This is a genomic window from Achromobacter denitrificans NBRC 15125, from assembly GCF_001571365.1.
In the GTDB taxonomy this organism is placed as follows: Bacteria; Pseudomonadota; Gammaproteobacteria; order Burkholderiales; family Burkholderiaceae_B; genus Achromobacter; species Achromobacter denitrificans.
Genome location: NZ_BCTQ01000018.1, coordinates 72,185 through 96,335 on the forward strand (window position 1 = coordinate 72,185; position 24,151 = coordinate 96,335).

A 24,151-nucleotide genomic window follows, 5' to 3' on the forward strand; every position below is an offset into this window, starting at 1 on the left:
AGCATGTCTTACAGCACCAAAGTTCTGGATCACTACGAAAACCCGCGCAACGTCGGCTCGTTCGACAAGTCGGACGAATCGGTGGGCACCGGCATGGTCGGCGCGCCGGCCTGTGGCGACGTCATGAAGCTGCAGATCAAGGTGAATGAAGCCGGCGTGATCGAAGACGCGCGCTTCAAGACCTACGGCTGCGGTTCGGCCATCGCCTCCAGCTCGCTGGTGACGGAATGGGTCAAGGGCAAGACGCTCGACGAAGCCATGAAGATCCGCAATACCCAGATCGCCGAAGAACTGGCCCTGCCGCCCGTGAAGGTCCACTGTTCCATCCTGGCCGAAGACGCGATCAAGGCCGCGGTGCAGAACTACAAAGAAAAGCATTCGGTTCCGGCCGAAGCCGTGGCGAGCTGAACATGTCCGTTACCCTGACCCAACAGGCCGCCACCCATATCGGCCGCTACTTGCAGAAGCGCGGAAAGGGTATCGGCTTGCGGCTCGGCGTTAGGACGACCGGCTGTTCGGGCATGGCCTACAAGCTGGAGTACGTGGACGACGCGGCGTCGGAAGACGTGGTGTTCGAAAGCTTCGGCGTGAAGGTCTTCGTGGACCCGAAAAGCCTGGCCTACCTGGACGGCACCGAACTCGACTACGCCCGCGAAGGCCTGAACGAAGGCTTCAAGTTCCGCAACCCCAACGAGAAGGCGACCTGCGGCTGCGGCGAGTCGTTCACGGTGTAAGTCTTGGCTGGAGACGATCACTTCAGCCTGTTCGGGCTGCCGGCACGTTTCGACCTTGACGCCCAGGCGCTGGAAAGCGCGTGGCGCGCCGTCGCCGCCCAGGTTCACCCCGACCGCTACGCCACGGCCAGCCCCGCGGAGCGCCGCGTCGCCATGCAATGGGCGGCGCGCGCCAACGAGGCCTACCGTCAGTTGCGCGATCCGCTGCTGCGCGCGCGCTACCTGTGCGAACAGGCCGGCGTGGACCTGCAGACCGAAAGCAATACGTCCATGGACGGCGCTTTCCTGATGCAGCAGATGACCTGGCGCGAGATGCTGGACGATGCGCGCGGAGACGCGGCGGCGCTGGCCGCCCTGCAAGCGGAACTGCAGCAGGCGCGCGACGCCATGCGCGCCACGCTCGCCCGCTTGCTGGACCAGGATCGGGACTACGCCGCGGCCGGGCTCAAGGTGCGGGAATGGATGTTCGTGGAGAAGCTGGCGGAAGAGCTGGCCAACGCCCAGCCCGCCGGATAGCCCAGGGCGCGCCGGGAGGCCCGCAAGGCGGGCCCCGCCGCCCACTGACCAGAAAAACAGAATCATGGCCTTATTGCAGATTTCCGAACCCGGTGAATCGCCCGCGCCGCACCAGCGCAAGCTGGCGGTCGGGATCGACCTGGGCACGACCAACTCCCTAGTCGCGGCGGTGCGCAGCAGCGTCGCCGAAGTGCTGCCCGACGCGCAAGGCCATGCCTTGCTGCCGTCCGCGGTGCGCTACTTCGCCGATGGCAAGGTCACCACCGGCCGCGAGCCGCTGGGCCAGCAGGCCCAGGATCCGCTGAATACCGTCGTGTCGGTGAAGCGCTTCATGGGGCGGTCCCTGGAAGAGGCGCGCGCGATGCGCGCGCCGTACGAATTCGTCGACGCGCCCGGCATGGTGCGCATCCGCACGGCGCAGGGAGACCTGAGCCCGGTGGAAGTGTCGGCGCAGATCCTGGCGGTCTTGCGCCAGCGCGCCGAAGACGTGCTGGGCGACGACCTGGTCGGCGCCGTCATCACGGTGCCGGCGTATTTCGACGACGCCCAGCGCCAGGCCACGCGCGACGCGGCTCGCCTGGCCGGGCTGAACGTGCTGCGGCTGCTGAACGAGCCTACCGCGGCGGCGATCGCCTACGGCCTGGACAACGCGGCCGAAGGCGTCTACGCAGTCTATGACCTGGGCGGCGGCACTTTCGATATTTCCATCCTGCGCCTGACCCAGGGCGTGTTCGAAGTCATCTCCACGGGCGGCGACACCGCGCTCGGCGGCGACGATTTCGACGCCCTGATCGTGGACCACGTGCTGGCCGGGCTGGCCTCGGGCGAGCTCACGCCCTCGGACCGCCGCGGCCTGCTGATGGCGGCGCGCGCGGCGCGCGAAGCGCTGTCGGACGCCGACGAGGCCAGGCTGCAGCTCGCGCTGTCGGACGGCCGCGCGGTGGACGCGGCGCTGACCCGCGCCGAATTCGAAACCCTGGCCCAGCCCCTGATCGGCCGCACGCTGGACTGCGCGCGCCGGGCGCTGCGCGACGCATCGCTGGCGCCGGCCGACGTGCGCGGCGTGGTAATGGTGGGCGGCGCCACGCGCATGCCGGTCGTGCGCCAAGCCGTGGGGCAGCTGTTCGGCACGCCGCCCCTGACCGATCTGGACCCGGACCAGGTGGTGGCGCTGGGCGCGGCCCTGCAGGCCAACCTGCTGGCGGGCAATCGCGCGCCGGGCGAGGACTGGCTGCTGCTGGACGTGATCCCGCTGTCGCTCGGCCTGGAAACCATGGGCGGCCTGGTGGAGCGCATCATTCCGCGCAACAGCACCATTCCCGTGGCGCGCGCTCAGGAATTCACGACCTTCAAGGACGGCCAGACGGCGATGTGCATCCACGTGGTGCAGGGCGAACGCGACCTGGTCGCCGATTCGCGCTCGCTGGCGCGGTTCGAGCTGCGCGGCATCCCGCCCATGGTGGCGGGCGCGGCGCGCATCCGCGTGACCTTCCAGGTGGACGCGGACGGCCTGCTGAGCGTGACGGCGCGCGAACAGAGCCAGGGCGTCGAGGCCATGGTGTCGGTCAAGCCGTCCTACGGCCTGTCCGACGACGAGATCGCGCAGATGCTGGCCGATAGCGTGGCGCAGGCGGACTCGGACGCGCAGGCGCGCATGCTGCGCGAGCAGCAGGTGGACGCGCGCCAGTTGGTCGAGTCGGTCCAGGCCGCGCTGGCCGTGGACGGCGACCTGCTGGACGCGGACGAGCGCAAGCGCGTGGACGAATGCCTGCAGGCCGCCGTCGCGGCCCAGGACGCCGCGGACGCGGACACCGTGAAAGCCGCGGTGCAGGCCCTGTCCGCCGCGACCGACGAGTTCGCCGCGCGACGGATGGACCGCAGCATCCGCGCCGCGCTGGCCGGCCGCAAACTTGATGAGATCGCCTGATAACACGTTATGCCGAAACTGACTGTATTGCCTCATCCCGAGTACTGCCCGGAAGGCGCGGTGATCGAAGACGCGCCCAAGGGCGTGTCGATCTGCCGCGTGCTGCTGGATAACCATATCGATATCGAGCATGCCTGCGAGCTGTCCTGCGCGTGCACCACCTGTCACGTGGTGGTCAAGCAGGGCTATGCGTCGCTGGAAGACGCCACCGACGACGAGGAGGACCTGCTCGACAAGGCCTGGGGCCTGACCCCGACCTCGCGCCTGTCCTGCCAGGCGGTGGTGGCGGACGCCGACCTGACGGTCGAGATTCCCAAGTACACCATCAACCACGCGAAAGAGGGCCATTGATGAAGTGGACCGACACCTACGAGATCGCCGCCGCGCTGGCGGACACGTATCCCGACGTGGACCCCAAGACGCTGCGTTTCGTGCAGCTGCGCGAGTGGGTCCTGGCCCTGCCGGGCTTCAGTGACGACCCGGCCCACTGCGGCGAAAAGATCCTGGAGGCCATCCAGATGGCCTGGATCGACGAAGCCGACTGAAGAAAGAAGCTCCCTGCGGGGAGCTTTTTTTCTTTCCCGGTATCATGAGGGATCCCGTTGTTCTCCTTCCCGAGTCTAGAGATGCCCGCTGCCCAATTGCGTTTTGGCCTGGCCGCCAACCGGCTCCACCACGAAACTCCCGACGCCGCCCTGTTTACCTGGCTGCGCGCATGTTCGCCGACGATCCGCGAGCTGGGTGTGCAGCTGCATACCGTGGGCCGCACGCACGACGCGATCGTGCGCGAGGGCATGCTGCAGGGCTATAGCGGGCTGGTTCGCTATCCCTATGGCCGCGAGGGCGGGCTGATGAAGCTGGTGGCCCGCGTCACCGAGGGCCGCGACGGCAACGCGCCGTTCGACGGCGCGATCTACCTGATCGATCCGGTGGATCCTTCTTCGATTTTCCCCGAGGCGCTGGCGCTCAAGCGGCAGTGCATCACGCATGGCCGGCCGTTCATTTCGACGCTGGCCGGCGCCATCGAGTGGATGGAAGTGGAGCGCGTGCACGCCGGGCTGGCGCCGGACGAGTCGGCCTCGCGCCTGTTCAATTTCACCGGCCAGACGCTGGCGCTGATCGCGCACGATGCCTTGAAGGACGAGATGGTGGCGTTCGCCGCCGAGCATTTCGACGTGCTGTCGCAATTCGCGCGGCGCGTGGCCACGGGCACGACCGGCGGCCGCCTCAATGAACTGGCTTGGTCGCGCGGATGGCCCAAGGACACGCCCTGGGTGCACCGCTATCTGAGCGGGCCGCTGGGCGGCGACGCCCAGATCGCCGAACTGGTGCTGGAGCATCAGTGCCAGCGCGTCATCTTTTTCGAGGATCCGCACGTGGCCCGCCAGCACGAGGCCGACATCCAACTGCTGGAGCGCGCGGTGCGCGTGGTGACGGAATCGGCCACCTGCGCAACCTCGCCGACCGTGGCGCGGCGTTGGGCGCAGGCGGTGGAAAAGCGGCAAGCCTGACCGCTAGCCGGGCGCCGCGGCGGGGTGCGCGTCCGCGATGATGCGGGCCAGGCGGTCGGCCACGGCCGCCGCCGCCATCGATAGCGGCAGGACGTCCGAGCGGCACAGGAACACCGGCCGGGTCAGCCTGGACGCGCCGATGCGGCGCAGCACCACCTCGCCGCGTTGGGCCTCCTGGCGCACCGCTTCGTACGAAAGAATCGTGTGCGCGACCCCGGCCTGCGCCAGTTCGATCAGCTGGGGAATGGCATTGGCCTCCGCGATGACGCGGAATTCGACGCGCTCGCGTTGCTGGTACTGGTCCAGCAGGCGGCGCAGGCTGTGCGGATTTCCCGGCAGCACCAGCGGCAGCTCCGACAGGGCGCGCAAGCTGATCGCCGGCAGCGCGTGCAGATCGGCGGCCGGCTTTTTCACAGACCTGGACTTCGCCGCGGGCGGGGACACCACCACCAGTTCTTCGTCGATCAGATGCTGGAACCGCAGATCGACCGATGCCTCGTCGCTGAACGTCAGGCCCAGGTCCGCGTGGCCCGAACTGACGAAGCCGGGGATGTATCCGGTGCTGGATTCGATGATCTTCAGGTAGACCCCCGGCCAATGCTTCAGGCTGAACCGCAAGAGCGGCACGGTCAGCAGCTTGGCCATGGACATCGACATCGCCAGCGATACGGCGCCGCGGGGCGCGTTGAGGTCTTCCCGCACGTCCGCGCGCGCCGCATCGATGCGTCCCAGGATCTCCCGGGCGTGCGCCAGCAGGCGCGCGCCGGCGGCGGTGGGCGCGACCCCTCGGGCGCTGCGATGCAGCAGCACCACGCCCAGGTCTTCCTCCAGGTTCCGCATCAACAGGCTCAGCGCGGGCTGGGCCACGTGCAGCGCAGCCGCCGCGCGGCTGATCGACCCGGTCGACACCACGGCGACGAAGCACTGCATGGCGCGTATGGACATGCTCATCGGAGGCCCTCCTGCCTGCTCAGGCCATCACAAATTTATTATGGCCTGCATATTTAAACGGTATTTCTAATATATCAATCCGCTTCGCATAATGGGCGCCACTGCCAAGAAAACTTCGGAGACATCATGACGCTCAACAGAATCCTGGCCGCGTGCCTGGCCTCGGCAACTTTGTCCGCCCCGGCTTTGGCCGATACCTGGCCGTCCAAGCCCATTACCCTGGTCGTGCCGTTCTCGGCGGGCGGGCCGACCGACTTCATCGCCCGGCTGGTGGCCGAGCCGCTGGCGCGCGAGCTGGGGCAGCAGGTCATCGTGCAGAACAAGCCCGGCGCCAGCGGCAACGTGGGCTACCAGAGCGTGCTGAACGGGCCGGCCGACGGCTACACGCTGATGCACAACACGGTGGCCATGCAGGCCATCAACCCGCTGATGTATCCCAGCGCCAAGATGAATCCGCTGAAGGACTACGTGCCCGTCGGCACCACCGGCGCCATGCCCAACCTCCTGGTGGTGAATCCGGAGCGCACGCCCGTCAAGACGCTGGCCGAACTGGTCGAGCGCGGGCGCAACACGCCCAACGGCCTGAGCTACGCGACCTTCGGCCCGGGCAGCTCGCCGCACGTGTACGGCGCGTCGCTGCAGAAGCTGGCCGATTTCCAGGCGGTGGGCGTGGCCTACAAGGGCAGCGCCAATGCCGTGACCGACGTGATCGGCGGGCAGATCGATTTCCTGTTCGACAGCATGTCCACCAGCATCGGCCAGGTGCAGGGCGGCAGGCTCAAGGCCCTGGCCATCACGTCCGCCGAACGCTCGCCCTTGCTGCCGGACGTGCCGACGCTGAAGGAAGCCGGCTATCCCAGCCTGGACCTCAAATTCTGGTTCTCGCTGCAAACGCCCGCGGGCACGCCGGACGAGGCGGTGCAGAAGCTGCGCGCGGCGGTGGCCAAGGTAGTGGCGAGCGACGCCTACCGCAAGGCGATGCAGGAGCGCGGCGCCGAGGCGTTCCAGGTGGCGCCCGCGAACCTGGACGAATTCTTCAAGCACGAAACCGCCCAGTGGACGCAGGCCGCGAACACCATCGGGCTCAAGGCTGAACAATGAACATGGCTGCCGCTGACCGCATGACCCCGTTGAAGCACATCACCGTCCTGGACCTGAGCAAGGTCCTGGCCGGGCCGCTATGCGGGCAGTATCTGGGCGAGCTGGGCGCGCGCGTGATCAAGGTCGAGCCGGTGGGCACGGGCGACGATACGCGCGCCTGGCTGCCGCAGGATGGCGGCGAGTCCGCGACCTTCCTGGCGGTGAATCACAACAAGCGCAGCCTCGCCGTGGACCTGAAGACCGAAGCCGGACGCGCCGTCGTGCACCGCCTGGCGGCGCAGGCGGACGTGGTCCTGCAGGGTTTCGGGGGGAAGACCGCCGCGCGCCTGGGCGTGGACTACGACACGCTGAGCCGCATCAATCCCAAGCTGGTGTATTGCGAGATCTCCGGCTACGGCCGGGAAGGCCCGATGGGAGAGGAGCCGGGCTACGACGTCATGCTGCAGGCCTTCAGCGGCATGATCAGTACGATGGGCGAGCCTGGCGGGAATTTCGCGCGCGCCAGCTTTTCGCCGGTGGACCTCGGAACCGGCTCGTACGCGCTGAGCGGGATCCTGGCGGCGCTGCTGGAACGCAGCCAGACGGGCCAGGGGCAATACCTGGACGTGTCGCTGCTGGACACCTCGCTGGGGCTGATGTCCTACATGGCGCAGAACTACTGGCGCACGGGCAAGGTGCCGCGCCGCATGGGCACGGGCCATCCGGCGATGTGCCCCTACCAGGCGTTCCGCGCCGCCGACGGCGACCTGATGCTGGGCGTCGGAAACGATGCGCAATGGCAGCGTTTCTGCGCGGTGGCGGGCCTGCAGGCCTACGTGGACGCGCCGGAATTCGCCACCAACGCCGACCGCGTGCGCAACTTCGACGCCACTGTCGCGCTGGTGCAGTCGCGCATCGAAACGCGCACCGTGGCGCAATGGCTGGATACGCTCAAGCCGGCGGGCATTGCCTGCTCCGCCATCCATACCCTGGACCAGGCGCTGGCCCACCCCCAGGTTGCCGCGCGCGAACTCATCGTGACCACCCGGCACCCCGTCCTGGGCGAGGTGCGGAACGTGGGGCTGCCGGTGCGGTTCGGCCGCCAGCCGCGCCAGGCCGCGCTGCCGGCGCCCCTGCTGGGCGAACATAGCCGCGAGATCCTGGCCGGACTGGGGTATGCGGAGGCCGAGATCGAAGCCATGCTGGCCGAGGGCAGCGTCCAGGAAAACACCCGCAAAGGAGATCGGGCATGAAACACCTGCGCTATGAGGTCCGCGACCGGATCGCCGAGATCCGCCTGTGCCACGCGCCGGTCAATGCGCTGGACGTGGACATGCTGGATGAATTGATCGCCGCGCTGAACCGGGCCAACGCGGATCCCGACGTGCGCGCCGTGCTGCTGGCCAGCGACCTGCCGGGGCGCTTCTGCGCCGGGCTGGACATGAAGAAGCTGCTGCAGAGCGCGCCGGCCCGCATACACGAACTGCTCACGAAGCTGTACGTCAAGCTGTACGACGCCCAGTTCGAGCTGACCAAGCCGTCGATCTCGGTGGTGTCCGGGGCCGTGCGGGGCGGCGGCATGACGGTGGCCGTCTCCAGCGACATGATCGTGGCGGCCGACACCGCCACGTTCGGCTATCCGGAGATCGACGTGGGCGTGCTGCCCGCCATCCACTACGTGCACCTGCCGGGCATCGTCGGCAAGCATCGGGCGTTCGATCTGTTGTTTACCGGCCGCACGTTCAGCGCGCAGGATGCGCACGCCATGGGCCTGGTGACGCGCCTGGCGCCCGCCGCCGAACTGCTGGAGCACGCCCGCGGCCTGGCGCGGTCGCTGGCGGACAAGCCGCCGCAGGTGCTGGCCCTGGGCCGGCGCGCCTTCGTGTACAGCAACGACAACGAATACCGGCGCCGGGTGGCCACGGCGGTGGAGGTGTTCTGCAACGCCGCGGCGACGCCGCAGGCGCGCGAAGGCTTGAGCGCTTTCGTGGAAAAGCGCGCACCGGACTGGTCCGGCGCCAGCGCCGAGCGCTAGGCCCTACCGGCCGGCAAACCGGGGAGGGCGCTTTTCGCGGAAGGCCTGGACGCCTTCGGCGAAGTCCTCCCGGGCGGCGGATTGCAGGAAGCGCGCCGTTTCCTCGGCCAGCTGGGTTTCCAGCGTGGCATGCGCGGCCGAGCGCAACAGCGCCTTCGCGCCTGCGAGGCCGTGCGGCGCGTGGCCCGCAATCTCCTGCGCGTAGGCCAGCGCCGCCTCGGCGATCTCACCGGCCGGGGCGGTTCTGGTGAGGATGCCCCAGGCCAGCGCGTCGCCGGCCGTGAAGGCATCGTGCCGCAGCAGCAGATCCAGGGCGCGCTTGGGGCCCACGACGCGCGCGAGCCCGTGCGTCATGCCGGCGTCGGGCGTGGCGCCGAGCTTCAGGTAGGCCGTCATGAAGCGGGTGCCGGCATCGGCGATGGCGAGGTCGCAGGCCAGCACCAGCGACAGGCCGGCGCCGGCGGCGACGCCGTGCGCCTGCGCCAGCCAGACCTTGTCCATGCGCGCGATCCGCGCGATGAAGTCGTTGAGGGGCGTGAACAGATCGGACAGCGTGGCGCGCACCGTGGCGGGATCGCCCGTGAACATGCCGATGTCGCCGCCGGCGCAGAAGGCCTTGCCCGCCGCGCGCAGCAGCACCACGCGCACCGCCTCGCGCGTTTCCAGCCATTGGGCGGCCCGCAGCAGGTCGCGGGCCATGGCCACGTCGATGGCGTTGAGCGCGTCCGCGCGGTTCAGCGTGACGGTGGCGAGTGCGCCGTCGGTTTCCAGCAGCAGCGTCTGGAAGACCGGAAGGTCCTGGGTCATGGCTAGTCTCCGTTTCGGGTAAATACCAACTGTCGATCCAAAAACCGCGATGCTATGGTCTGAACCGAGCGCTTGCTTGGTTTTGTTTTGAGCACGCTTAGCGTAACGCATAGAACGAATTTCCGGCGCTGTACTGGCGTAGGTAAAGACAGGTTCGTTGCATCTCCTGCCTCGCGGGTTCGCCAGGTTCACCGTCGTAAAAAATGTCCGCCCCAGGCGGCTAGGCTTCGCAAAAATAATGCGGGGAGACAAATGGTGGATCAGTCCGACAGGCCTGCCTTGCTGGAGGCGGATGGGGTGACGCTGGCGTTCGGCGGGGTCAAGGCGCTGACCGGCGTCGGCTTTCGCGTGGCGCCCGGCTCCATCACCACGGTCATCGGCCCGAACGGCGCCGGCAAGACCTCGCTGTTCAACACCATCTCCGGCTTCTACAAGCCCGCGTCGGGGCAGATCCGCTTCGAAGGCCGGGACATCACGCGAGTGGCCGCGCCCGAACGCGCCAGGCTGGGCCTGGCGCGCAGCTTCCAGAACATCGCGCTGTTCCGCGGCATGACGGTGCTGGACAACATCAAGCTGGGCCGCCACGCGCACCTGCGCACCAACGTGCTGGACGCGCTGCTCTACTTCGGGCGCGCGCGCCGCGAGGAAATGGCGCTGCGCGCGGACATCGAAGAACGCATCATCGATTTCCTGGAGATCGACCACATCCGCCACGCCCCGGTCGCGGCGCTGTCCTACGGCCTGCAGAAGCGCGTGGAGCTGGCGCGCGCGCTGGCGATGAACCCCAAGGTGCTGATGCTGGACGAGCCCGTCGCGGGCATGAACCGCGAAGAGACCGACGACATGGCGCGTTTCATCCTGGATGCGCGCTCCGAGTGGGGCGTGACGGTGCTGATGGTGGAGCACGACATGGGCATGGTGATGGACCTGTCCGACCACGTCGTGGTGCTGAACTTCGGGCAGGTCATCGCCGACGGCACGCCGTCCGAAGTGCAGGCCGATCCGGAAGTGATCAAGGCCTACCTGGGCGCCGGCGACGTGGGCGACCTGCGCCGCCGCCTGAGGGAGGCCGCCTGATGGATTGGCTGTTCCTCCTGGAGGTCACGCTGGCCGGACTGGGCAGCGGCGGGCTGTATGCGCTGGCCGCGCTGGCGTTCGTCATCGTGTACAAGGCGACGCGGGTGGTCAACATCGCCATCGGCGAGTTCCTGATGCTGGGCGCCTACGTGTTCTATGCCTTCGCGACCGGCATGGAGTGGCCGATCTGGCTGGCCATCGTGGGCGCGGTGGTGGTGTCCGGCGCGCTGGGCGCGGTGGTCGAGCGCCTGACGATACGGCCCATGCTGGGCGAGGCGCCGATCTCGGTGTTCATGATCACCGTGGGCCTGGCCTCCATCCTTGTGGGCGCGGTGGAACTCATCTGGACGGCCGACCAGCGCCGCCTGCCGGAATTCATGCCGCGCTCGCCCGTGATGGTGGGCGAGGCGTTCGTGGCGCCCAAGGTCTTCTACGGCTTCTGGGTCGCGGTGGTGCTGGCCTTGCTGGTGCTGGTGGTGTTCCGCTACTGGCGCGGCGGGGTGGCGCTGCGCGCCACGGCGTCGGACCAGGGCGCGGCCTATGCCATGGGCATCAACGTGCCGCGGGTGTTTTCGCTGGCCTGGGTGACGGCGGGCGCGATCGCCGCGGTGTCGGGCGTGATCGTGGGCGCCATCGGCGGCATCTCTTCGTCCATGGGCGTGTTCGGCCTGTCGGTGCTGGTGGTGGTGATCGTGGGCGGGCTGGACAGCGTGGCCGGCGCCCTGGTCGGCGGCATCTTCATCGGGCTGCTGGAGGCCTGGGCCGGGGCCTACCTGGGCGGCGAGTACAAGCTGCTGGCCACTTTCGTCGTGCTGGTCGTGGTGCTGATGGCGCGGCCGTACGGCCTGTTCGGCACCCGTGAAATCGAGAGGCTCTGATCCATGCGCATCGCCACCGCCAAACAGACCTACCTGGCCGACGAGGCGCTCTTCGATACGCGCACCCAGCACCTGTGGCTGGCGCTGCTGGCGGCATCGCTGGTGCTGTTTCCCTTCATGGCGAATGCCTATTGGCTGTACCTGGCCTGCCTGGTGGCGATCAATATCGCCAGCGCCACGGGGCTGAACATCCTGACCGGCTATACGGGGCTGGTCAGCCTGGGGCAGGCCGCCTTCATGGGGCTGGGCGCCTACACCGTGGCGGTGATGGAGCTGCGCCTGGGCACGCCGGTCGCGGTCAACCTGCTGGGCGGCGGCGTGGTGGCGATGCTGGGCGGGCTGCTGGTCGGCATTCCTTCGCTGCGGGTCAAGGGGCTGTACCTGGCGATCGCCACCATCGCCGCCTCGTTCATTGCGCATTTCGTCTTCGCGAACTGGCAGTTCACCGGCGGCACCACGGGCCTGCAGGTGCCGCCCGCCCGCGTGCTGGGCATGGACCTGGATACCTCGTTCAAGATCTATTGGCTGATCGTGCCCGTGACCGCGCTGATGGTGCTGGGCGCCGCGAACCTGTTCCGCACGCGCATCGGCCGCGCCTTCATCGCCATCCGCGACCGCGACATTTCCGCCGAGGTGCTGGGCATCCGGCTGCTGCGCTACAAGCTGCTGTCGTTCGGGCTGTCGTCGTTCTACGCCGGCGTGGCGGGCGGCCTGTGGGCCTATTTCTTCCGGGTGGTCACGCCAGAGAGCTTCCCGCTCATCATGTCCATCTTCTTCCTGGCCGCCATCATCGTCGGCGGCATGGGCTCGATCCTCGGATCCATCCTGGGCGCCATCTTCATGACGATGGTGCCCGAGTTCCTCAAGCTGGTCGTCGGCTGGCTGCCCGTGGGCGGCGACGCGCTGCGGCTGATCTCGCCCGTGCGCACCATTGTTTTCGGCCTGCTGATCGTGGGCTTCTTGATCTTCGAGCCGCACGGGCTCGCGGAAATCTGGCGGCGAGTGCGCCGATTCTTTCACCTCTGGCCTTTTCGCACGTAGCGTTTCGCGCCCCGCGCGAGGATGGCCACTACCCACAAGACCCAGGAGACAAACCATGAAGCGCATCCGGATAGGCAGCGGTTTATCGAGGTTGTTGGCCCCGTTCGGCCTGGCGGCGGCATTGGCGGCGGCGCCCGCGGCGCAGGCGGCCGAGGACCTGGTGCTGGGCGGGTCGATTCCGCTGAGCGGCGTGTTCGCGTTCGCCGGCCAGGGGATACACGCGGGCATCACGGACTACGTGAAGATCGTCAACGACCAGGGCGGGGTGAAGGGGCGCAAGCTGCGCTACGTGCCGGAAGACACGGCCTACAAGGTGGACGCATCGGTGGCGGCGTTCAAGAAGATCACCAGCCAGAACAAGGTGAACTTCTATTACGGCGATTCGACGGGCTTCTCCAAGACCATCAACGCCGAGCTGAACCGCAGCGGAGACATCCTGATGACGGGCGCCTCGTTCGCGACCGAACTGAACGATCCTGCGAAGTATCCCGCGCAGTTCATGCTGGGGCCCGACTACACGGAAATGTTCGGCATCCTGTTGCGGTACATCGCCAAGGAGCAGCCGGGCGCGAAGGTGGCGTTCGTCTATTCGGACACGGAGTTCGGCCGCGACCCCATCGCCAGTTCGCGGGCAGTAGCCGAGAAGCTCGGGTTGAAGGTGGCCACTGAAATCATGACGCCGCCGGGCAGCGTGGATGTGTCCACCGAGGTGATCAAGCTGCGCCGCGCCGATCCGGATTTCACGATTTTCCACGGCTACGTGCTGGCGCCCATTCCCGAATTCGTGGGGCAGGGCAAGCGCATGGGCCTGAAGACCCGCTACATGGGCACGTTCTGGACCATGGACAACTCCACCGTGATGCAGATGGGCGAGGACGCCGAGGGCTTCATGGGCGTGATGCCTTACCGCTACTACTACGACACGGCCGCCGATGCGCCGATGCTGAAGAAGATCCGCGAAATGCGCCCGCAGTACCAGAGCACCGGCTACATGCAGGGTTTCCTGGCGGCCATGCTGTTCACCGAAGTCGCCAAGCGCACGCTGGACGCGGGCAAGGAACTGACCGCCGCCAATATGAAGGCCGCGCTGGACGGCATCAAGGACTTCGACACGGGCGGCCTGATCGGCGTGCCGATCAGCATCAAGGGCAATTCGATACCGGTGGGCCGGATCTATCGCGCCGACGTGAAGCAGAAGCAGATGGTGCCCGCTTCCGATTGGATCGTGCTCAAGTGAGGCCGACGTGAATCCGGGACAGGACGCGCGCGCGGGAACCGGCGCCGGGGCGGCGCAGGCGGTGCTCGATATCAACAACATCGAAGTCGTCTACAACAAGGCGGTGCAGGTGCTGCGCGGCCTGTCCCTGTCGGTGCCGGCCGGCAGCATCGTCGCGCTGCTGGGCAGCAACGGGGCCGGCAAGTCCACCACGCTGAAGGCCGTGTCCGGCCTGCTGGACCTGGAGGACGGGGCCCTGGTGCGCGGGCAGATCGTGTTCGGCGGCGGCGACACCGCGGGCGTGAAGCCGCAGAACCTGGTCCGCTCGGGCCTGGCGCACGTCATGGAGGGGCGCAGGGTGTTCGAAGATCTGACCGTGGAAGAGAACCTGGTGGCGGCCACCTACGCGCTCACCGGCAGGCCCGGCGCGCGGGTGGATTTCGACCTGGTCTATAGCTATTTCCCGCGCCTGTACGAGCGGCGCCGCGGGCTGGCCGGCTATCTGTCGGGCGGCGAGCAGCAGATGCTGGCCATCGGCCGGGCGCTGATCGCGCAGCCCAAGCTGATGCTGCTGGACGAGCCCTCGCTGGGCCTGTCGCCGATGCTGGTCGAGAGCATTTTTTCCATCATCGCGCGCATCAACAGCGAGCAAGGGGTGTCGATGCTGCTGGTGGAGCAGAACGCCTCGGTGGCGCTGGCGGTGGCGCATTACGGATACATCATGGAGACCGGCAAGGTGGTGATCGACGGCTCGGCCGACCGGCTGGCGGCGGACCCGGACGTGCGCGAGTTCTACCTGGGCGTGGGCGGAACGGGCGAGGCCCGGGGCTTTCGCGACATCAAGCACTACAAGCGCCGCAAGCGCTGGCTCTCATGACGGACAAGCGCTCCCTTCCCGGCGGGCCGGACCCCGCAAACGCCTGGCCGGCGCTGACGCTGCCGCAGATGCTGCGCGAACAGGCGCGGCGCCAGCCGTCCGCCATCGCCATCCGGCAAAAGGACTTCGGCATCTGGAAACCGCTGTCGTGGGCGGAATACTGGCAGCGCGCCTGCCGCGTCGGGCTGGGGCTGCGCGCGTTGGGGCTGAGCGCCGGCGGGCGGGTGGCCATCGTGTCGGACAACCGCGTGGAATGGCTGCTGGCCCAGATGGGCGCGGGCGCGGTGGGCGGCGTGGCGGTGGGCGTTTATTCCACGAGCCCGGCGGAGGAAATGGGCTACGTGCTGGAGCACGCGGACGTCGAACTGGTGGTGTGCGAGGACCAGGAGCAGACCGATAAAGTGCTGCAGGTGGCGTCGCGCCTGCCGCTGCTGCGGCGCATCGTGATGATGGAAACCAAGGGCTTGCGTTCCTACTCGCCGCCGGACCGCGAGCGCATCGTGCCGTTCGCGCAGGTCGAGGCCGACGGCCGCGATCGCGAGGCCGCGGAGCTGGCGGCCTTGAATGCGGCGCTGGACTCGCAGGGGCTGGACGAAACCGGGCTGATGATCTACACGTCCGGCTCCACCGGCAAGCCCAAGGGCGCGATGCTGAGCTACCGCAATATGCGCGGCGTGGCGCCGGGCATTGCCGAACGGCTGTCGATGGACGCGGCCAGCGTGCATCTGTCGTACTTGCCGCTGTGCCACGTGGCCGAGCAGATGCTGTCGACCTTCGTGCCCATCTACCTGGGCGCGCAGGTGAATTTCGGCGAATCGATCCGGACCGTGCAGGAAGACCTGCGCGAGGTCGCGCCGACGATCTTCCTGGGCGTGCCGCGGATCTGGGAAAAGCTGCACGCGGCGATCTCCATCAAGATGCAGGAGGCCGGACGCGTGCAGCAGTGGCTGTACCGCAAGGCGCTGGCCGGCTGCGGGCCATTCCTGGAGAAGTCGCCGCGACAATACGGCGCGGGCGAACGGCTGACGTACTGGCTGTGGTACTGGCTGGTGCTGCGGGCGCTGCAGAATTTCATCGGCTTGCGGCGGGTGCGAGTGGCGATGACGGGCGCCGCGCCGATCCCGCCGGACGTGGTGCGCTACTTCCGCACGCTGGGCGTGCCGCTGGTGGAAGTCTACGGGCTGACCGAGTCGGCGGGGATGATCTTCGGGCAGCATCCGGACCGGGTGAAAGTGGGAACCGTGGGCGAGCCCATCCTGGGCGTGGAATGGCGCATGGGCGAGGCGGGCGAGCTGCAGGTGCGCGGCGAGATGGTGTTCCAGGGCTATTACAAGAACCCGGAGGCCACGGCCGATACGGTGCGCGACGGCTGGCTGCACACGGGCGACGTGGTGGCCGAGGACGGCGGGCGCGTGCGCATCGTGGATCGCCTCAAGGACATCATGATCACGGCGGGCGGCAAGAACCTGACGCCCTCCGAGATCGAGAACGCGGTCAAGGGCAGCCCCTACGTCAAGGAGTGCATCGTGATCGCGGACGGCCGGAAATACGTGTCGGCGCTGATCCAGCTGGAATTCGATACGGTGGGGAAGTGGGCGGAATCCCGGCGCATCGCGTTCACGCATTTCCGGTCGCTGGCCGAATGCCCGCAGGTGCGCGAGCTGGTCCAGCAAGAGGTGGCGCGCGCCAACGCCGGGCTGGCCCCGGTGGCGCAGATCAAGCGCTTCCATCTGCTGACCAAGGAACTGGATCATGACGACGGCGAAGTGACCGCGACGATGAAGGTGCGGCGCGCCAGCATCTATCGCGCCTACGCCGACGAAATCGAAACGCTATACGTTGAGGAGACGACGGCATGAACGAGGCCGTGATCTTGGAGGCGGTGCGCACGCCCTTCGGGCGGCGCGGAGGATGGTGGGCGCAGACGCGGCCGGACGCGCTGCTGGCCCAGACGGTGGAAGGGCTGCTGGCGCGCGCCGGCCTGCCGGCGGACAAGGTCGAGGACCTGATCGCCGGCTGCGTCAGCCAGGCGGGCGAGCAGGGCGCCAATATCGGCCGGCTGGCCGCGATGCTGGCCGGGCTGCCGGAGAGCGTGCCCGGGGTGTCGTTGAACCGCATGTGCGGATCCAGCCAGCAGGCGGTCCATTTCGGCGCGCAGGCGATCGCCGCGGGCGACATGCGCTACGTGGTGGCGGGCGGCGTGGAAAGCATGAGCCGCGTGCCGATGTTCCTGGACGTGACGCTGGGGCAGGGCGAGTTCCGGGGATTCGACTCCCTGAACCCGGCGCTGCTGGAGCGCCATCCGCTCGTCCACCAGATCGAGAGCGCGGAACGGATAGCGGAGCATTGGGGGCTGTCGCAGTCCGAGATGGACCAATGGGCTCGCGAAAGCCATGCCCGCGCATGGGCCGCGGCCGACGCCGGGCTGCATGCCGAACTGCTGCCGGGGCCGTCGGCATCCGCGTGCCGCGACGAAGGCATCCGCGAAACCACGGACGCGGCCCGCATGGCGGCGATGGCGCCGGCCTTGCGGCCGCCCGGCCAGGGCGGCGTGACGGCCGCCAACGCCAGCCAGCTGGCCGACGGCGCGGCGGCGGTGCTGCTGGGCGACCGGGATACCGCGCTGGCCGACGGCTTGCGGCCGCGCGCGCGGTTCCTGGCGCGAGTCGTGGTCGGGTCGGACCCGGTGATGCAACTGACCGGCGTCATTCCCGCCGCCCGCCAGGCGCTGGCGCGGGCGGGACTGGCGCTGGGCGATATCGACTGGATCGAAATCAACGAGGCGTTCGCCAGCGTGGTGCTGGCGTGGCAGCGCGAACTGGGCGCGAACCTGTCGCGCGTGAACCCCTGGGGCGGCGCGATCGCTCACGGGCATCCGCTGGGGGCGACGGGCGCGGGCCTGATGGGCAAGATGCTGGCGGGGCTGGAGGCCACCGAGGGCGAGCTGGGCATGCAACTGATGTGCATCGGCCACGGCATGGCGACCGCGACCATTATCCAAAGGCTGTGAGCCGCATGGGCAAGACCGGAACGGCCGCGATGCGGGACGACGGCGCCGATACGGAACGGCGCCGGGAACTGGTGCTGGAGGCGGGGCGGCTCTTCAGCAAGCACGGCTACGAGCGCACCACGGTGCGCGAGCTGGCGCGGGCGGTGGGACTGCAGTCGGGCAGCCTGTTCCATCATTTCCGCAGCAAGGAAGAAATTCTGGTGGCGGTCATGAACAACGGCATCCAGGAAGTGATCGACCATGGGGAACGGGCGCTGGCCTGCTATGACGCGCCGGCGGACCGGCTGGCGGCGCTGTTCCGCGTCCACATGTGGAGCATGCTGCACGGGGCTGGCGGAGACGCGATGAATGCGCTGGTCTATGAGTGGCGCAGCCTGTCGGCGCCGAGCCAGGCGGTGGTGAAAGTGCTCAGCGACCGCTACGAGGCGATGTGGCAGTCCGTGGTGGCGGGGACGGTGGACGCGGGGCTGATCCAGGGCGATGCCCGCGTCATCAAGCGCTGCGTGCTGGGCGCGATGAACCTGACGGTGCAGTGGTACAAGCCGGGCGGGCGGCTGGCCCCCGCCGAGTTCATCGATGCAATGTTGCAGGCTTCGCTGCCGGCGTTGCCGGCGGGGGCGGGGAAGTGGCCGGTGTGATCCCGGGCGGGAATCAGCCGCGACGCTTGAGGAATGCGCCCACGGCGCAGGCGATCGCCAAGGCCAACAGCGAGCCGGACACGGGCAGCAGGAAATCCGCTTCGCCGTGATAGCCGCTGCCGGTGACGCCGCCGGCCACGCTGCCCATCCACAGTACGACGGTCAGCAGCGCGGCGACGGCCGAGATCGCGGCCGCGATGCACAGGGCCACGAAGGCCGGCCGGCGCGGCCGCGCCGGGGCGTACGAGGCGCCCGGCTGGACGCTGCGGGGCTGCTTGATCCAGTAGACCAGCCCCGCCACGACCAGCAGGAGCATCAGGATCTTGAAGATCATGACGCCCTCCGGTTATCAGTCTTCACGGCGCAGGTGCGGGAAGAGGATGACGTCGCGGATGCTGGGGCTGTCGGTCAGCAGCATGACCAGGCGGTCGATGCCGATGCCGCAGCCGCCCGTCGGGGGCATGCCGTATTCCAGGGCGCGGATGTAGTCCGCGTCATAGAACATGGCTTCCTCGTCGCCGGCATCCTTGGCCTCGACCTGCGCGCGGAAGCGGTCGGCCTGGTCTTCGGGATCGTTCAGCTCGGAGAAGCCGTTGGCGATTTCGCGGCCGGTCATGAAGAGCTCGAAGCGCTCGGTGATGCCCTCGCGGGTATCCGAGGCGCGCGCCAGCGGGGAGACTTCCACCGGGTAGTCGATGATGTAGGTGGGGTTCCAGAGCTTGGCTTCGGCGGTTTCCTCGAACAGCGCCAGCTGCAGCGCGCCCAGGCCGGCGCGCGACAGCACCGGGCCGTCGGCGTCGGCGCCCAGCTTCTTGAGTTCGGCGCGCACGAAGGCCGGATCGTCGAGTTGCGCCTGGGTGTAGCCCGGGGCGTACTTGAGAATGGCTTCGCAGATGGTCAGGCGGTCGAACGGCTTGGACAGGTCGAGTTCGCGCTCCTGGTAGGTGAGCACGGCGCTGCCCGTGGCCGAGATGGCGGCCTGGCGGATCAGTTCTTCGGTGAAGTCCATGAGCCAGCGGTATTCCGCGTAGGCCGCATAGAACTCCATCATCGTGAATTCGGGGTTGTGGCGCGGGCTGACGCCCTCGTTGCGGAAGTTGCGGTTGACTTCGAAGACGCGTTCGAAGCCGCCCACGATCAGGCGCTTGAGGTAGAGCTCGGGCGCGATGCGCAGGAACATTTCCATGTCCAGCGCATTGTGGTGCGTGACGAAGGGCTTGGCCGCGGCGCCGCCCGGGATCGGGTGCAGCATCGGGGTCTCGACTTCGAGGAAGCCGGCGTTCAGCATGAACTGGCGGATGCTGCCGATGGCCTTGCTGCGCGCCTCGAAGGTGCGGCGCGTGGCGTCCGTCATGATGAGGTCGACATAGCGCTGGCGGTAGCGCAGTTCCTGGTCGGCCACGCCGTGGAACTTGTCGGGCAGGGGGCGCAGCGACTTCGACAGCAGGCGCGCGCTGGCGGCGTGCACCGACAGTTCGCCCTTGTTGGTCTTGAAGACCGACCCTTCGATCGCGATGATGTCGCCGATATCCCATTGCTTGAAGGCGGCGTAGCTGTCTTCGCCCAGGGTGCCGCGATCCAGGTAGATCTGGATGCGGCCGGTGCTGTCTTGCAGCGTGGCGAAGCTGGCCTTGCCCATGACGCGCTTGAGCATCATGCGGCCGGCGACCTTGACGGTGACGGGCGCGGCGGCCAGGGCTTCCTGCTCCTCGCCGTCGTACTTGTCGTGCAGGGCCGCGGCGCGGGCGTCGGGGACGAAGTCGTTGGGGTACGCGACCCCGGCTTCGCGCAGTTTGGCCAGCTTGGCGCGCCGTTCGGCGATCAAGCGGTTTTCATCCTGGGCGGGGGCCGGAGCGGTCGAGTGGTCGGTCATGGTAGGGAAATCAGTCGTAATTGCGGATGTCGTCGATTTCGGTGGTGCCGAAATCTTCGCGATCCAGGTAGGCGAGGATGCGGGCGGCGACGTTGGCGGGCGCAGAGAGCTTGCCGGTCGCGTGGAAATCCTGGAACTTGGCCAGCGCCGGGAAGTTCTCCGGGTCGCTGGAGCGGATGGCGACCTGCATGTCGGTGTCGACGATGCCGGGGGCCAGCGAGACGACGCGCGCGCCGTCGGCGCCTTGTTCTTGCTTGACCACGCGCGTGTACATGTCGAGCGCGGCCTTGGTGGCGCAGTACACGCCCCAGCCGGCGTTGGGATTGCGGCCCGCGCCGGAGGAGATGTTGAGCACGCGGCGATCGGCGTCCAGGTCCTGCACGGCGGCCAGGAAGCGGGCGCTGAGCAGCATCACGGCGGAGACGTTCAGGTTGAAGGCGGAGGCGATGGCCGCGCCGTCGGTGAGCGCGCTGGTGCCGAGGATGGGGTGCACCGTGCCGGCATTGTTGATCAGCAGGTAGCGTTTCGCGTCGCGCGGCAGCGAGGCGCAGATGCGCTCGGCGGCCGCTTCGGCCGATTTCAGGTCCGAGAGGTCCACGGACAGCTGTTCCAGCTGCGCGTCCTGGGCGCGGGCGTAGGCGGCCAGTTCGGGATCTTCGCGCCGTGCCAGCGTGATCAGGCGCGTGCCCGGCTTGGCCAGGCTCCGGGCCATGGCGGCGCCGATGCCGCGCGAGGCGCCGGTCAGGATTGCGATGGTGTCGGACATTCGTGAACCTCTGGGTACGTTGAAGGGGAGTGTCGCGAAACTCAGATGCCTTGCTTGAGGCTGGCCTGGATGAAGGGATCCAGGTCGCCGTCCAGCACTTTCTGGGTGTTGGAGATTTCGACGTTCGTGCGCAGGTCCTTGATGCGGCTCTGGTCCAGCACGTAGGAACGGATCTGGTGGCCCCAGCCCACGTCGGTCTTGGAATCTTCCAGCTTCTGCTGCTCGGCCATGCGGTTGCGCATTTCCAGCTCGTAGAGCTTGGATTTCAGCATCTGCATGGCTTCGGCGCGGTTGCGGTGCTGCGAACGGTCGTTCTGGCACTGGACCACGATGCCGGTGGGCATGTGGGTCAGGCGAACCGCGGAGTCGGTCTTGTTGATGTGCTGGCCGCCGGCGCCGCTGGCGCGGTAGGTGTCCACGCGCAGGTCGGCGGGGTTCACTTCGACTTCGAAGGAATCGTCGACTTCAGGGTAGACGAACACGCTGGCGAACGAGGTGTGGCGGCCGCCGGAGGAATCGAAGGGGCTCTTGCGCACCAGGCGGTGCACGCCGGTTTCCGTGCGCAGGTAGCCGAAGGCGTATTCGCCTTCGAGCTTGATGGTGGCGGACTTGATGCCGGCGACTTCGCCTTCGGATTCTTCCAGCACTTCGGCCTTGAAGCCCTTGCGCTCGGCGTACTTGAGGTACTGGCGCAGCAGCATGGAGGCCCAATCCTGCGCTTCCGTGCCGCCGGCGCCGGCCTGGATGTCCAGGAAGCAGTTCAGCGGGTCGGCGGGGTTGGAGAACATGCGGCGGAATTCCAGCCCTTCCAGCTTCTCCTGGAAGGCGTCGGCATCGTGCTCGATGGATTCCAGCGTGGCGTCGTCGTCGTCGGCGGCGGCCAGTTCGAACAGTTCGTTGGCGTCGCCCAGGCCGGCGCCCAGCGCGGAGAGCGTCTCGACGACGTCTTCCAGGGCTTTCTTCTCGCGGCCCAGGTCCTGGGCGTGCTTGGGGTCGTTCCAGACCGCCGGGTCTTCGAGCTCGGCGTTTACGACGTGCAGGCGTTCAGATTTGGCATCGTAGTCAAAGATACCTCCGTAGAGCCTGTTCGCGCTCCGCGTAGTCGGCGAGGCGGGCTGCGAGCTGGTTCTGACGTTCGGCTTCCATGATTGATCCTGTCTTGATGACTTTTGTGCGAAACCTGGCATTTTACCGCGCTTGTTCGCGGTTCGTGGGCCGATATCGCCATTGGGGGGGACGGATCTGTTCTAAGGGTTTGCTTGGCTAGGGGAAAGTTGTTCAGTTTTTTGTCAACCCTGCGGTTCTAGCCTGCGGGTATCGGATGCGGCTCCCTATCCGGGGCCGCGGACCGTGACCGCGCCGGCTGCCGCCGGCCCTATCCCGTCAGAGGAATGGAGGCATAGATGGAAAATACGATGGCCCCCGGGGTCTCGCCGGCGATCCCGGCGACTGAGGAGGACCGGATCTACCGGAAGGTGGGCTGGCGGCTGGTGCCGCTGTTGGTGGTGTGCTACGTCGTGGCCTATCTGGACCGCGTGAACGTGGGCTTCGCCAAGCTGCAGATGCTGCAGGAGCTTCAGTTCAGCGAGACGGTGTATGGGCTGGGCGCGGGCATTTTCTTCATCGGCTATTTCCTGTTCGAGATTCCCAGCAACATCATTCTGCACAAGGTGGGCGCTCGGATCTGGATCGCGCGGATCATGATTACGTGGGGGATTATCTCCGCGTGCATGATGTTCGTGTCCAGCGTGCCGATGTTCTATGCGCTGCGTTTCTTGCTGGGCGCGGCGGAGGCGGGGTTTTTCCCGGGCATCATCCTGTACCTGACCTATTGGTATCCGGCGGCGCGCCGGGGGCGCATTACGACGTTCTTCATGACGGCGGTGCCGATGTCGGGGCTGGTCGGGGGGCCGATCTCGGGCTGGATCATGAGCACGTTCCATGGCGACCATGGATTGTCGGGCTGGCAGTGGCTGTTTCTGCTGGAGGGCATTCCGTCGGTGGTGATCGGGGTGCTGGTGCTGATCTATCTGGACGACCGGATCAACCGGGCGAAGTGGCTGACGGCGAGCGAGAAGGCGGTGCTGATCCGCAATATCGCCGCGGAGGAACAGCAGAAGGAGGATCCGCCGATCCGCGCGGCGCTGACGAAGCCGCGGGTGTGGGCGATGGCGCTGATCTATTTTTCGTTCGTGATGGGGCTGTACGGGGTCGGGTTCTGGATGCCGACGCTGATCAAGAGCACGGGGGTGCAGAGTCCGCTGGCGATCGGGCTGCTGACGGCGGTGCCGAATCTGTTCGCGGTGATCGGGATGATCCTGATTTCTCGTAATTCGGACCGGCACCGGGAACGCCGCTGGCACGTCGCGCTGCCGGCGTTGTTCGGGGCGCTGGGGCTGCTGTTTTCGGCGATCTGGAGCGGCAGTACGGTGCTGGCGATTTTGGCGCTGACGGTGGCGAATATCGGGATTTGCACGGTGTTGCCGTTGTTCTGGAGCCTGCCGACGGCGTTGCTGGGCGGGACGGCGGCGGCGGCGGGGATTGCGCTGATCAATTCGGTGGGGAATCTGGCGGGGTTCGTCAGTCCTTACCTGGTGGGTTGGCTGAAGGATATGACTGGGACGACCAATACCGGGCTGTATATGTTGTCGGGGTGCCTGGTGGTGGGGGCGCTGGTGGCGTTGGCGCAGCCGGCCAAGTTGGTGAATAAGTAGTCGCTGCGGCGTTGTTCGGTGACGAGGGTGTCGGGGACCTTTCTGGGGTTTCTGACACCTTTTTCATTTGTGGACGGTGTTTTTTTGCGGGAGACGGTTGGTTCTTTTTGCGGGAGAGGACGGGTTCTTTAGACGCCGTGCGCGTCGGGGGTGTGGGGTGCGCGGGTCAACGATTGCGGCCCGGAGCCTTCGCTCCGGGCTTCCCCTGCGTCATCCTCGTTGTCGCCTCCGGCGACTGCCTTCGGATTCCCTTGGGCTTATCGACTCCCCGCGCACCCCACACCCCCGACGCGCACGGCTCCGACAGCTCGGATTGCCCGGTCGCTGGGGAGGGCGGGGTTCTTTTGGTTCTTGCCGCGTGTGGTGGCCGGATGGAAGGTCTTGCGGGGCTCGCCCCAGGTCGGCCGCGCGGGCTGCCTGCTGGGGCGTCGGGGTGTCTTGTGGGCGGGGCGTGGGGGCAACCGCCCCGCCGCCGGGCCGCCCCAAGGCGGGGCAGCCCC

At 67.6% G+C, this 24,151-nt stretch carries 25 protein-coding genes; 19 read left to right on the plus strand and 6 right to left on the minus strand.

Features of this window, described 5'->3' with window-relative positions; translation table 11 throughout:
* Positions 1-3 precede the first annotated feature (3 nt).
* The 7 genes from iscU (at position 4) to ADE01S_RS16455 (ending at position 4,688) form a co-directional block, all read left to right on the plus strand.
* Positions 4-408, plus strand: a complete 405-nt coding sequence (gene iscU, locus ADE01S_RS16425) for a Fe-S cluster assembly scaffold IscU (RefSeq protein ID WP_062682796.1) — start codon at positions 4-6, stop codon at positions 406-408.
* Between the two features lie 2 nt (positions 409-410).
* On the plus strand, positions 411-734 hold the full coding sequence (gene iscA / locus ADE01S_RS16430) for an iron-sulfur cluster assembly protein IscA (RefSeq protein ID WP_062682797.1): 324 nt from the start codon (positions 411-413) through the stop codon (positions 732-734).
* 3 nt (positions 735-737) lie between these two features.
* Positions 738-1,250: a Fe-S protein assembly co-chaperone HscB gene (gene hscB / locus ADE01S_RS16435; protein WP_062682798.1), complete on the plus strand. Its 513-nt coding sequence runs from the start codon at positions 738-740 to the stop codon at positions 1,248-1,250.
* A 64-nt stretch (positions 1,251-1,314) separates the two neighbouring features.
* Entirely contained in the window at positions 1,315-3,177 is a 1,863-nt protein-coding gene (gene hscA, locus ADE01S_RS16440) for a Fe-S protein assembly chaperone HscA (protein ID WP_062682799.1), read from the plus strand.
* A 9-nt stretch (positions 3,178-3,186) separates the two neighbouring features.
* Positions 3,187-3,528, plus strand: coding sequence for an ISC system 2Fe-2S type ferredoxin (fdx, locus tag ADE01S_RS16445; RefSeq protein WP_043547647.1), 342 nt, complete (start codon positions 3,187-3,189; stop codon positions 3,526-3,528).
* Positions 3,528-3,722 (plus strand): Fe-S cluster assembly protein IscX, encoded by a 195-nt coding sequence (gene iscX / locus ADE01S_RS16450; protein WP_062682800.1) that lies wholly within the window; start codon positions 3,528-3,530, stop codon positions 3,720-3,722. The genes fdx and iscX overlap by 1 nt, the downstream gene beginning before the upstream one ends.
* 81 nt (positions 3,723-3,803) lie before the next feature.
* Entirely contained in the window at positions 3,804-4,688 is an 885-nt protein-coding gene (locus ADE01S_RS16455; protein ID WP_062682801.1) for a methylglyoxal synthase, read from the plus strand.
* 3 nt (positions 4,689-4,691) lie between these two features.
* Here the strand turns inward: ADE01S_RS16455 and ADE01S_RS16460 are convergent, their stop codons facing one another.
* Complete coding sequence (locus ADE01S_RS16460; protein ID WP_062682802.1) at positions 4,692-5,639, minus strand: LysR family transcriptional regulator; 948 nt, start codon at positions 5,637-5,639, stop codon at positions 4,692-4,694.
* Between the two features lie 126 nt (positions 5,640-5,765).
* On the opposite strand from ADE01S_RS16460, the gene ADE01S_RS16465 reads away from it, so the two are divergent.
* The 3 genes from ADE01S_RS16465 to ADE01S_RS16475 are packed head-to-tail and all read left to right on the plus strand — an operon-like array spanning position 5,766 to position 8,754.
* Positions 5,766-6,740: a Bug family tripartite tricarboxylate transporter substrate binding protein gene (locus tag ADE01S_RS16465; RefSeq protein WP_062682803.1), complete on the plus strand. Its 975-nt coding sequence runs from the start codon at positions 5,766-5,768 to the stop codon at positions 6,738-6,740.
* 2 nt (positions 6,741-6,742) lie between these two features.
* A complete protein-coding gene (locus ADE01S_RS16470; protein ID WP_087881350.1) occupies positions 6,743-7,972 on the plus strand; it encodes a CaiB/BaiF CoA transferase family protein in 1,230 nt (409 codons plus the stop codon).
* Positions 7,969-8,754, plus strand: coding sequence for an enoyl-CoA hydratase/isomerase family protein (locus ADE01S_RS16475; protein ID WP_062682805.1), 786 nt, complete (start codon positions 7,969-7,971; stop codon positions 8,752-8,754). Before ADE01S_RS16470 ends, ADE01S_RS16475 begins: the two co-directional genes overlap by 4 nt.
* A gap of 3 nt (positions 8,755-8,757) precedes the next feature.
* Here the strand turns inward: ADE01S_RS16475 and ADE01S_RS16480 are convergent, their stop codons facing one another.
* Positions 8,758-9,561 (minus strand): enoyl-CoA hydratase/isomerase family protein, encoded by an 804-nt coding sequence (locus ADE01S_RS16480; RefSeq protein ID WP_062682806.1) that lies wholly within the window; start codon positions 9,559-9,561, stop codon positions 8,758-8,760.
* 252 nt (positions 9,562-9,813) lie between these two features.
* On the opposite strand from ADE01S_RS16480, the gene ADE01S_RS16485 reads away from it, so the two are divergent.
* The 8 genes from ADE01S_RS16485 to ADE01S_RS16520 all read left to right on the plus strand — a co-directional run bounded on the left by ADE01S_RS16485 (position 9,814) and on the right by ADE01S_RS16520 (position 18,298).
* Positions 9,814-10,638 (plus strand): ABC transporter ATP-binding protein, encoded by an 825-nt coding sequence (locus ADE01S_RS16485; protein ID WP_062682807.1) that lies wholly within the window; start codon positions 9,814-9,816, stop codon positions 10,636-10,638.
* Positions 10,638-11,516, plus strand: a complete 879-nt coding sequence (locus tag ADE01S_RS16490) for a branched-chain amino acid ABC transporter permease (RefSeq protein WP_062682808.1) — start codon at positions 10,638-10,640, stop codon at positions 11,514-11,516. Before ADE01S_RS16485 ends, ADE01S_RS16490 begins: the two co-directional genes overlap by 1 nt.
* A 3-nt stretch (positions 11,517-11,519) precedes the next feature.
* Positions 11,520-12,557, plus strand: coding sequence for a branched-chain amino acid ABC transporter permease (locus ADE01S_RS16495; RefSeq protein ID WP_062682809.1), 1,038 nt, complete (start codon positions 11,520-11,522; stop codon positions 12,555-12,557).
* Between the two features lie 55 nt (positions 12,558-12,612).
* Entirely contained in the window at positions 12,613-13,794 is a 1,182-nt protein-coding gene (locus tag ADE01S_RS16500; protein ID WP_062682810.1) for an ABC transporter substrate-binding protein, read from the plus strand.
* Between the two features lie 61 nt (positions 13,795-13,855).
* On the plus strand, positions 13,856-14,650 hold the full coding sequence (locus tag ADE01S_RS16505) for an ABC transporter ATP-binding protein (RefSeq protein WP_062682846.1): 795 nt from the start codon (positions 13,856-13,858) through the stop codon (positions 14,648-14,650).
* The gene (locus ADE01S_RS16510) at positions 14,647-16,509 is read left to right on the plus strand and encodes an AMP-dependent synthetase/ligase (protein ID WP_062682811.1); all 1,863 of its coding nucleotides are present in this window, start codon (positions 14,647-14,649) and stop codon (positions 16,507-16,509) included. Before ADE01S_RS16505 ends, ADE01S_RS16510 begins: the two co-directional genes overlap by 4 nt.
* On the plus strand, positions 16,506-17,660 hold the full coding sequence (locus tag ADE01S_RS16515; protein ID WP_062682812.1) for a thiolase family protein: 1,155 nt from the start codon (positions 16,506-16,508) through the stop codon (positions 17,658-17,660). The genes ADE01S_RS16510 and ADE01S_RS16515 overlap by 4 nt, the downstream gene beginning before the upstream one ends.
* Positions 17,661-17,689: 29 nt before the next feature.
* Positions 17,690-18,298 carry a TetR/AcrR family transcriptional regulator gene (locus ADE01S_RS16520; protein WP_370511545.1) on the plus strand — a complete coding sequence of 203 codons (609 nt, stop codon included), beginning with the start codon at positions 17,690-17,692 and terminating at the stop codon, positions 18,296-18,298.
* Positions 18,299-18,311: 13 nt separating this feature from the next.
* On the opposite strand, the gene ADE01S_RS16525 is transcribed toward ADE01S_RS16520, so the two are convergent.
* The 4 genes from ADE01S_RS16525 to prfB form a co-directional block, all read right to left on the minus strand.
* A complete protein-coding gene (locus ADE01S_RS16525) occupies positions 18,312-18,632 on the minus strand; it encodes a preprotein translocase subunit TatB (protein WP_062682814.1) in 321 nt (106 codons plus the stop codon).
* A 15-nt stretch (positions 18,633-18,647) separates the two neighbouring features.
* Entirely contained in the window at positions 18,648-20,171 is a 1,524-nt protein-coding gene (gene lysS, locus ADE01S_RS16530) for a lysine--tRNA ligase (protein WP_062682815.1), read from the minus strand.
* 10 nt (positions 20,172-20,181) lie between these two features.
* The gene (locus ADE01S_RS16535; protein WP_062682816.1) at positions 20,182-20,937 is read right to left on the minus strand and encodes an SDR family oxidoreductase; all 756 of its coding nucleotides are present in this window, start codon (positions 20,935-20,937) and stop codon (positions 20,182-20,184) included.
* Positions 20,938-20,978: 41 nt separating this feature from the next.
* Positions 20,979-22,083 (minus strand): peptide chain release factor 2 gene (gene prfB / locus ADE01S_RS31275; protein WP_115599009.1). Its coding sequence is split into 2 segments (ribosomal slippage): positions 20,979-22,001 and positions 22,003-22,083, totalling 1,104 coding nucleotides; the frame shifts between segments, so codons are not numbered across the junction.
* Between the two features lie 257 nt (positions 22,084-22,340).
* Between prfB and ADE01S_RS16540 the strand changes: the two genes are divergently transcribed.
* Positions 22,341-23,651, plus strand: coding sequence for an MFS transporter (locus ADE01S_RS16540; protein WP_062682817.1), 1,311 nt, complete (start codon positions 22,341-22,343; stop codon positions 23,649-23,651).
* Positions 23,652-24,151: the final 500 nt, after the last annotated feature.

What these genes read in the sequence shown, in the direction of transcription:
- ADE01S_RS16500 (WP_062682810.1), top strand. Translation starts at nt 12,613, where the DNA reads ATGAAGCGCATCCGGATAGGCAGCGGTTTATCGAGGTTGTTGGCCCCG.
- lysS (WP_062682815.1), bottom strand. Translation starts at nt 20,171, where the DNA reads ATGACCGACCACTCGACCGCTCCGGCCCCCGCCCAGGATGAAAACCGC.
- ADE01S_RS16520 (WP_370511545.1), top strand. Translation starts at nt 17,690, where the DNA reads ATGCGGGACGACGGCGCCGATACGGAACGGCGCCGGGAACTGGTGCTG.
- ADE01S_RS16540 (WP_062682817.1), top strand. Translation starts at nt 22,341, where the DNA reads ATGGAAAATACGATGGCCCCCGGGGTCTCGCCGGCGATCCCGGCGACT.
- ADE01S_RS16455 (WP_062682801.1), top strand. Translation starts at nt 3,804, where the DNA reads ATGCCCGCTGCCCAATTGCGTTTTGGCCTGGCCGCCAACCGGCTCCAC.
- ADE01S_RS16490 (WP_062682808.1), top strand. Translation starts at nt 10,638, where the DNA reads ATGGATTGGCTGTTCCTCCTGGAGGTCACGCTGGCCGGACTGGGCAGC.
- ADE01S_RS16525 (WP_062682814.1), bottom strand. Translation starts at nt 18,632, where the DNA reads ATGATCTTCAAGATCCTGATGCTCCTGCTGGTCGTGGCGGGGCTGGTC.
- fdx (WP_043547647.1), top strand. Translation starts at nt 3,187, where the DNA reads ATGCCGAAACTGACTGTATTGCCTCATCCCGAGTACTGCCCGGAAGGC.
- ADE01S_RS16480 (WP_062682806.1), bottom strand. Translation starts at nt 9,561, where the DNA reads ATGACCCAGGACCTTCCGGTCTTCCAGACGCTGCTGCTGGAAACCGAC.
- ADE01S_RS16470 (WP_087881350.1), top strand. Translation starts at nt 6,743, where the DNA reads ATGGCTGCCGCTGACCGCATGACCCCGTTGAAGCACATCACCGTCCTG.
- ADE01S_RS16485 (WP_062682807.1), top strand. Translation starts at nt 9,814, where the DNA reads ATGGTGGATCAGTCCGACAGGCCTGCCTTGCTGGAGGCGGATGGGGTG.
- ADE01S_RS16460 (WP_062682802.1), bottom strand. Translation starts at nt 5,639, where the DNA reads ATGAGCATGTCCATACGCGCCATGCAGTGCTTCGTCGCCGTGGTGTCG.
- iscA (WP_062682797.1), top strand. Translation starts at nt 411, where the DNA reads ATGTCCGTTACCCTGACCCAACAGGCCGCCACCCATATCGGCCGCTAC.
- ADE01S_RS16535 (WP_062682816.1), bottom strand. Translation starts at nt 20,937, where the DNA reads ATGTCCGACACCATCGCAATCCTGACCGGCGCCTCGCGCGGCATCGGC.
- ADE01S_RS16510 (WP_062682811.1), top strand. Translation starts at nt 14,647, where the DNA reads ATGACGGACAAGCGCTCCCTTCCCGGCGGGCCGGACCCCGCAAACGCC.
- ADE01S_RS16515 (WP_062682812.1), top strand. Translation starts at nt 16,506, where the DNA reads ATGAACGAGGCCGTGATCTTGGAGGCGGTGCGCACGCCCTTCGGGCGG.
- iscX (WP_062682800.1), top strand. Translation starts at nt 3,528, where the DNA reads ATGAAGTGGACCGACACCTACGAGATCGCCGCCGCGCTGGCGGACACG.
- ADE01S_RS16495 (WP_062682809.1), top strand. Translation starts at nt 11,520, where the DNA reads ATGCGCATCGCCACCGCCAAACAGACCTACCTGGCCGACGAGGCGCTC.
- ADE01S_RS16475 (WP_062682805.1), top strand. Translation starts at nt 7,969, where the DNA reads ATGAAACACCTGCGCTATGAGGTCCGCGACCGGATCGCCGAGATCCGC.
- iscU (WP_062682796.1), top strand. Translation starts at nt 4, where the DNA reads ATGTCTTACAGCACCAAAGTTCTGGATCACTACGAAAACCCGCGCAAC.
- ADE01S_RS16465 (WP_062682803.1), top strand. Translation starts at nt 5,766, where the DNA reads ATGACGCTCAACAGAATCCTGGCCGCGTGCCTGGCCTCGGCAACTTTG.
- hscA (WP_062682799.1), top strand. Translation starts at nt 1,315, where the DNA reads ATGGCCTTATTGCAGATTTCCGAACCCGGTGAATCGCCCGCGCCGCAC.